The 6,652-nt window shown below is 65.6% G+C and carries 6 protein-coding genes and 1 pseudogene; 5 read left to right on the top strand and 2 right to left on the bottom strand.

Annotated elements, in window-relative coordinates:
* Positions 1–77: 77 nt before the first annotated feature.
* Positions 78–330: pseudogene (locus LGR69_RS31525) on the bottom strand (transposase); the annotation flags it as partial.
* On the opposite strand from LGR69_RS31525, the gene LGR69_RS32320 reads away from it, so the two are divergent.
* The 4 genes from LGR69_RS32320 to LGR69_RS31505 all read left to right on the top strand — a co-directional run bounded on the left by LGR69_RS32320 (position 277) and on the right by LGR69_RS31505 (position 4,219).
* Entirely contained in the window at positions 277–531 is a 255-nt protein-coding gene (locus LGR69_RS32320) for a recombinase family protein (RefSeq protein WP_142585899.1), read from the top strand. The pseudogene LGR69_RS31525 and the gene LGR69_RS32320 sit on opposite strands and share 54 nt — an antisense overlap.
* A gap of 272 nt (positions 532–803) precedes the next feature.
* On the top strand, positions 804–1,175 hold the full coding sequence (locus LGR69_RS31515; RefSeq protein ID WP_053622086.1) for a hypothetical protein: 372 nt from the start codon (positions 804–806) through the stop codon (positions 1,173–1,175).
* Between the two features lie 1,182 nt (positions 1,176–2,357).
* On the top strand, positions 2,358–2,627 hold the full coding sequence (locus LGR69_RS31510; RefSeq protein ID WP_053609210.1) for a hypothetical protein: 270 nt from the start codon (positions 2,358–2,360) through the stop codon (positions 2,625–2,627).
* A 116-nt stretch (positions 2,628–2,743) separates the two neighbouring features.
* The gene (locus LGR69_RS31505; RefSeq protein WP_122163180.1) at positions 2,744–4,219 is read left to right on the top strand and encodes an efflux transporter outer membrane subunit; all 1,476 of its coding nucleotides are present in this window, start codon (positions 2,744–2,746) and stop codon (positions 4,217–4,219) included.
* 432 nt (positions 4,220–4,651) lie between these two features.
* Here LGR69_RS31505 and LGR69_RS31500 read toward each other — a convergent pair whose 3' ends face one another.
* On the bottom strand, positions 4,652–4,849 hold the full coding sequence (locus LGR69_RS31500; protein WP_053611287.1) for a hypothetical protein: 198 nt from the start codon (positions 4,847–4,849) through the stop codon (positions 4,652–4,654).
* A 746-nt stretch (positions 4,850–5,595) separates the two neighbouring features.
* Between LGR69_RS31500 and LGR69_RS31495 the strand changes: the two genes are divergently transcribed.
* Positions 5,596–6,652: carbohydrate porin (locus tag LGR69_RS31495; protein WP_268868917.1), on the top strand; the 1,057-nt coding region annotated here is incomplete at its 3' end.

Genomic DNA, 6,652 nt, shown 5'->3' with positions numbered 1-6,652 from the left:
CGCAAGCACACTGACAGGTCCGATGTTCTTGCTCTGTCCGCTTAGCGTGGTTTTGTGCCCGTCCTATGTCGGCCCCCGATGCGTGCCTTGCGCATCGTCCAGCGCTTCGCGATGGCCAGAGCCCGAGCCTTCAGCTTCAGGGGCTGCCTGCAGCGCGTCAGCATCACGTCGGCGGCTTCGTACAGCAGCGTTCTGCCCCGCCGGTCGACGCACTTCGAGATGCTGCACGGTGTCGTCGACTTCGCCCGACTGGTAACGCCGTGGGACAAGACCGAGATGCGGCCCGACGTCGCGAGAGCGTTTGAAGCGCTCAGGATCGTCGATGGCTGCCCGTGCTGGCGGCCCTCGCCGACACCGTGCAGGATCTTCGAGGGGAGAGGGGCGGCCCTACGCTCCCTGACCGGGCAGATCGACACCACGACCCCGAACGGACGGTTGATCTTCCACATCTTCGGAGCACCAGGTCCGTTCGAACGCGATCTCATTTGCGAGCGCACGCGGGTCGGGCTGAGCGCCGCCGCAGCCCGCTAGCGGCAAGGGCGGCCGCAAGCCCGTAGTCACCCCAGGGATTTTGCGCACAGCCCCGGTGCTGATCGGGCAGGGCCTGAAGGTGCGCGAAGCGGCCGCCTGCCGGAAGGTTAGCAAAAGCGCCCTCTATGAGGCATTGGCCGAATATGAAGCCAACATCGATCGTGAGGCTCGATGCAAAACGCAGCAGCGCTCGGGCGGGGCTGGCCGATAACCCGGACCGAGGCGGAGGCGCTTCGGTTGACGTTCAATAAACGCCACCCCAAGGTCATCCGATGAACCGAACGAAAACTCCGATCCTGAGCATTGCGGCGGCAGCCCTTGCCATTCTGTTATCAACTCCTGCTACGGCCGAGACGGTCAAGATCGTTGGCCTCGGCGCCTCGAGCTGCGCCCGCTTCAATCAGGAAATCGGAGAAAATCCCGCGCTTCAGCGTGATTACTTCGCGTGGGCGCAGGGCTTCATGAGCGGCGCATTGATCCGGGCGCCTCAGGGCGTGGACGAGGGACTTGATCTCACACCGCCATCCTTCCCGCTGCAGGAGCAAGTGGGCTTCCTGCGAGCCTTCTGCGCCAAGAACCAGGATCAGGACTACATGGACGCGGTGCGCGCTTTATATCACCGCCTGCGAGGGCCCAAAACTTAAGTTCAGCTTACAAGCAGACTAAATTGAACCCTGCTGCTGAGTAAGTCTTTGTAATCCTCGATCAGTTCCACAGCACGATGTTGTTGAGCGCAAGGCGCGCGCCAAATGGAGGCCTCGCGATCAACAGGTGATGGATAATCAATCAGACGCTTTTAGTGCCGCTCTTCATGGTGTCCGCCGCCGTCGTGGCCTTCACGCCGCTCCTCGTGGAGCCCTTCCCGACGTTCATGGTGACCGCTATCGCGACGTTCCTCCACCACGGCAGGACCGTGGCCCCCGCCCTGAACCTGTATCCCACCCGGGTTGACGTCGACGTGCTGAGCCATGGCTGTCGCTGGTGCGAGCGCGAGTACCGACGTCAGCAGCAAAACCGTAGGCGTTTTCATTGTCACCGTGACCTCCCTTGTCTTTATCGCGAATACTAACGCTCAAGCCGGAATTAGGATCCGTATTCTCTCTGACGCCAAATGGGACGTACCCATACACTCTGGATCGCAGCGGGGAACTTGAGTGGGCCTTCGTAGAGGTGGCGGTCGCGACGATGCTGGGCGGCTCGCGCCACAGTCTCACCGGGCGCTCCCCGCCCTGCCTTGTTCCGGGGCACGCTCATCACCGCCACCTCGGTCGCGTCGACCGCGGGGCTGATGGTTCGCTGGGGCGGAGCAGGGTCAGTAGCCCTGTCCTCCATGACTGCCATGGCCGCCGAAGGAGCGTCTGTGACCTCCCCCATAGCCAAAGCCGCGGCCAAACCCTCCGTGGCGGCCGTAAGACCGTCCATGGCCACCAGAATAGCCGTGCCGGCCGGAGCCGCCGTGGCGACCGTAGGATCCGCCGTAGCCGCGGGAATGACCATAGCCATGACCCTGAGCGGCGGCCGGCTCTGACAGCGACACGAAGCCGATACCGACCGCCAGGGCGAACAGACCGGCGGTCAGGGCCGCTTTGAAGCGAGGCGCGTCCGTCATTTGCATTCTCTCCTGGGTGAAAGGCACGGGTATCGTGCCGTCGTATCGTCAGCCTCGGTGTGCACCTTTGAACTGCACCTGAACGGAAGGTGCGATCGCCTGGTAGCTCGCACTTGTGGCCGCGGCCGGTCACACAGCCGCTCCATGCCCGCCGAATAGATGCCACCTGCCGGCGTTAGCCCCTCGGGACACACGACAGGAGCCAGAGGAGCCAGGCATGACGGCTGACGACCTCGACAAGCGGGCCGAGCTGACGATCTGGCTTGAAGCGGGGACGGGGCAGACCCGACAGGGTCGGGAGTTCGCGACCTTGCGCGAGGCGCTCTGCGCGGCTGTGGACGCGCTGCACGACCCGGAGGCACGGCCCTGGATCGTGACCGAAGAGGGCGACATCCTCTCACCCTACTGGATCCGGGAAAACCGTGATATGGCGCGCCGCCATCGAGGCGGACAGCGCGTGGGCCGTGCTCAACGGTCGGAACGCTGAAGCGGGGGGAGCCCTCTGACCGTCATGGTCGAGATTGTCGGGTTGCCCGACTGGTCCACACGGGACACCGGAGCCCTCCAAGACCCGCCAGCCACCACTCGGCGGCCGCGCAGATGATGCGCGCGCGGGGCTTGCGCCTCGTCGGAGTGCTGACGCTTGCCGGGCTGACCTCGGCCTGCCTCGTCGGACCGGACTACGCGCGCCCTTCGGCCGAGACCCCGCTGGCCTTCAAGGAGGCCGGCAGTTCCCCTGCGCCAGGTTGGCGGGTGGCCAAGCCGGACGACGCTGTCGCGCGCGGCACCTGGTGGTCGGTCTTCCGCGATCCCGTGCTCGACGGCCTGATCCGCGCTGTCGATGTCGACAACCAGACCCTGCGCCAGGCGATCTTCCGATACGAGCAGGCCAGAGCCGTGGTCCAGCAAGCTCGCGCCCAGCTATTCCCGACCGTGATCGGCGCCCCCAGCATCCGGCAATCCGGGAGTGGCAACGAGGCACGCACCACCCTGACCCTGCAAGGCTCGGCCAGCTGGGAGCTCGACCTGTTCGGCCGCATCCGCCGCCAGATCGAGAGCGGGACGGCCTCCGCTCAGGCCAGCGCGGCCAGCCTGGCGCTGATCCGCCTCACGAGCCAAGCGGAGCTCGCCACAAACTATTTTCAGCTGCGTTACCAGGAGTCGCTCCAGCGGCTCCTGAACGACACCGTCGCGGGCTACAAGCGCAGCCTCGCGATCACCCAGAACCAGTACGCGGCCGGTGTCGCCGCGCGCTCGGACGTGATCACCGCGCAGACCCAGCTCCAGACAACCGAAGCCTCGGCCATTGCAGTTGAGCTGCGCCGGGCCACATTCGCGCATGCCATCGCGATCCTGAGCGGCCGGCCGCCGTCGGAGATCACGATCCCCCGCGGACAGCTCGCCGCACGGCCGCCCGGGGTGCCTGTGAGCCTGCCCTCGACGCTGCTGGAGCGGCGCCCGGACATTGCTCAGGCCGAGCGCCTAGTTCAGGCGCAGAGCGAGCAGATCGGCGTCGCTGTGGCGGCCTTCTACCCGAGCGTGCGCCTGTCGGCCTCCGGCGGCCTCTCGGGCGATCCAGCCGCTGCGCTGTTTGCGGCCGAGAACCAGTTCTGGTCGGTGACCGCGGCCGCAACGGAGGTGCTGTTCGATGGCGGCGCCCGCTCGGCTGCCCTGCAGGCGGCACGGGCAGCCTATGAGGTTGCCGTCGCGACGTATCGGCAGACGGTGCTGACGGCGTTCCGCGAGGTTGAGGACGGCCTTTCGGGAGCGCGCATTCTGGCACGGCAGCAGGTGGCGCAACAGGCTGCAGTGGCATCCGCCACGCGTGCCGTGGAGATCGCACTCAACGAGTACCGGGCCGGCACGCAGAACTACACCACCGTCGTCACGGCCCAGGCGATCGAGCTCAGCAACCGGGTAGCCGCGCTGCAGATCCAGGCCGCCCGCTTAACCACGGCCGTTGCGCTGATCCGGGCCCTGGGGGGCGGCTGGGATGTGCGCAGCCTGCCGACACGCGACGAACTCGTAGAGGCTCGCCTGCCGGTCGATAAGGGTCCGGCTTTGCACCCCGAGGAATGACGGATGTTGTATTCTAAAGCACAGCCGGCGGTGTCGCCCTTCTTCCAGTATCGGTTCGTCCCGACACCTTCTGCGAACTGGGCAACCCGAGGTGAGCCTTGCGGCGCAGGCTGACTTGCGTCGTGGAGAATTGCGATCAGGCACGTTGTCGGCCGCGGGCGTCCTTCTGTTTCTCGGATCAGCCTTCGTACTTGCCCAGAGCCTCCTCGATCTTGGGGCGTGAGGCGGGAGCCATCGACTCCTTACCCATCATCAGCCAACCACAAATCCTCCCGAAACGCCCTCGGTAACGCAGCGCTCATGGTGGCGCAGGCTAGCGAGGAGACGCGAAACGGGTCCAGGAGGCACGCTGCCGGACCGAGTTTGCAACCGCTGGCAAAATGCCCGCCCTCAACCGGAACAGACCGAAGGCGGGCTTGCGTCGGCTAACCCCTACGTGTGGTGCTCGCCGCTCTTGCCGTGTGCCTTCGTCGAACGCTCATGGGCGGTGGTCGAGTGACCGTGAGCCTCAGTCGAGTGCTTGTGACCGTCGGCGTGGTCGCCCTTGCCGTGATGCTCGGCGGCGGTTCGATGCGACTTAGCCGCCTTCTCGTGATGCTCGGCGGCTTCCGTGTGGGCTTTCTGGGGCATGATCGTCTCCATTGACCGGGGGCACCTACGTGCATCCTTCCAATGGCCTGGCTGCCGTAACGGTTGCCTCGCTCGCAGCATGGTGACCCTTTATGCGGCAGAGAGCTGCCTCAATTCGCGCCAAGTCCGGCGACAAGTGCGGCCGTGAACCCTCCCCTGGCGGCACCCTGCAGGGTGCCGCTACCATGGACGCCTCTCCAACCCATCACTCAGCCGCCGCCGTCGCGCCGTGCTGCAGCCGACCCTTGCCATGCCGGTCTGGGGTGCTGGGCACAGACCGAAGCTGCCGATTGCCAGTGAGAGTGGCCTCGATGTCGGCGCGCGGAGCATAGAGCCGTGTGACGGCAGACGTACCCTGACGTTGGCGGGCCTGGGCAAGCGCCTCGTGCCGCGCTTGCGGGCGTAGCGAGTTCAGCCGACGCGACGCCGGTATTGGGGCCGGCGCACTCGACCCGGTGTTGGCCGACGCCAGAGAAAATCATCTCGCTTCGCCTGCCGGTCGACAGCGGGTTGGCCCTGGCCTGGGCAAGTGAACCCTCTAAAAGTCATGTAGTGCGTCCCTGAGAGGCAGATCCCGACTGCGGGACGAGAGATCAGGGCGCGCCCGAGGCGATGAGCTTCGGGATACCGGTGCGAGACGGCAGACGGCCGACTGGTGTAGCGTCATCGAAGTGGGGGCTACGCATGAGAATGTGCCCTCTGCCGGTAGCGTGTTTTCCGAGAATGATCGTCCCCACGTGCCGCCCTTGCAGCGCTCCCTTGCCCTATGGCTGGCTCTTGCTCTCGCCCTCGCCCAGGCGGCAGGGGCGCAAACGCCTCTAGAGGAAGCTGCGCGGATCGCGGCCGAACCGAACTTCCTCGACCGGCCGGGAGGAGCCGGCAACGATCCCCAGACCTCAGTCGCCCAGCCCGACTTCTCGGCCAGGCCGTCCGCGAACCTGAACACCTCGATCCAGGATCTATTGGAGCCGTATGGCGATCCGTTCGCGGCCCGTAGCTTCCTGAGGACGAGAGGCATCGCGTACAGCTTCACCTATGTCGGCGAGAGCTTCGGCAACGTCACCGGCGGCGCACGGCGCGGCGGCATCGCAGAGGGCCGTCTCGACTTCCAGTTCGACGCCGACCTGGACACCCTGATGGGTTGGCGGGACGCGGCTTTCCACACCAACCTCTACCAGATCCACGGCATCGGCCTGTCGCGCCACTACGTCGACAACTTCATGTCGGTCAGCGCGATCGAGGCGCTGCCGTCCTCCCGGCTCTACGAACTCTGGGTCGAGCAGAGGTTTTTCGACGGCCAACTCGGGATCAGGGTCGGCCAACTCGCGACCGACACCGAATTCGCCGTCAGCCAAACAGGAACCCTGTTCCTTAATTCGACCTTCGGCTGGCCCAACATCATGGCCTCCGTCATTCCGAGTGGCGGACCGATCTATCCGCTCGCCGTTCCGGCCGTGCGTGCGAAGTACGTGCTGAACCAGAGTTTCTCGCTGCAAGCCGGCATCTACGACGGTGACCCGGCGGGACCGCCGCGCCGCGGCAACGACCCCGACCCACAGCGGCGCAACCGCACCGGCACGAACTTCCGCACGAACGATCCTGCTCTGGTGATTGCGGAGGCCGCGTATGCCTACGGTCTCGAGGCCGATGACAACATCGAGCCCGGCACGGTGACGCTGGGCGGCTGGTATCATTTCGGCCGCTTCGGCAGTCTTCGCTTCGATCGTGATCCGCCCCCAATGAAGTGGTCCGCCCTTTGGTATGGCTTTGAGCCTGGAGGACGGATCGATGTCGAGGAAGCGA

It is taken from the genome of Methylobacterium brachiatum, from assembly GCF_020523825.1.
GTDB lineage: Bacteria > Pseudomonadota > Alphaproteobacteria > Rhizobiales > Beijerinckiaceae > Methylobacterium > Methylobacterium brachiatum.
The sequence above is the reverse complement of the archived record's forward strand: the minus strand, read 5'-3'. Positions and strand labels throughout refer to the sequence as shown.

Coding starts and splice junctions, on each gene's coding strand:
- LGR69_RS32320 (WP_142585899.1), top strand. CDS start 277: ATGCGGCCCGACGTCGCGAGAGCGTTTGAAGCGCTCAGGATCGTCGAT.
- LGR69_RS31515 (WP_053622086.1), top strand. CDS start 804: ATGAACCGAACGAAAACTCCGATCCTGAGCATTGCGGCGGCAGCCCTT.
- LGR69_RS31510 (WP_053609210.1), top strand. CDS start 2,358: ATGACGGCTGACGACCTCGACAAGCGGGCCGAGCTGACGATCTGGCTT.
- LGR69_RS31505 (WP_122163180.1), top strand. CDS start 2,744: ATGCGCGCGCGGGGCTTGCGCCTCGTCGGAGTGCTGACGCTTGCCGGG.
- LGR69_RS31500 (WP_053611287.1), bottom strand. CDS start 4,849: ATGCCCCAGAAAGCCCACACGGAAGCCGCCGAGCATCACGAGAAGGCG.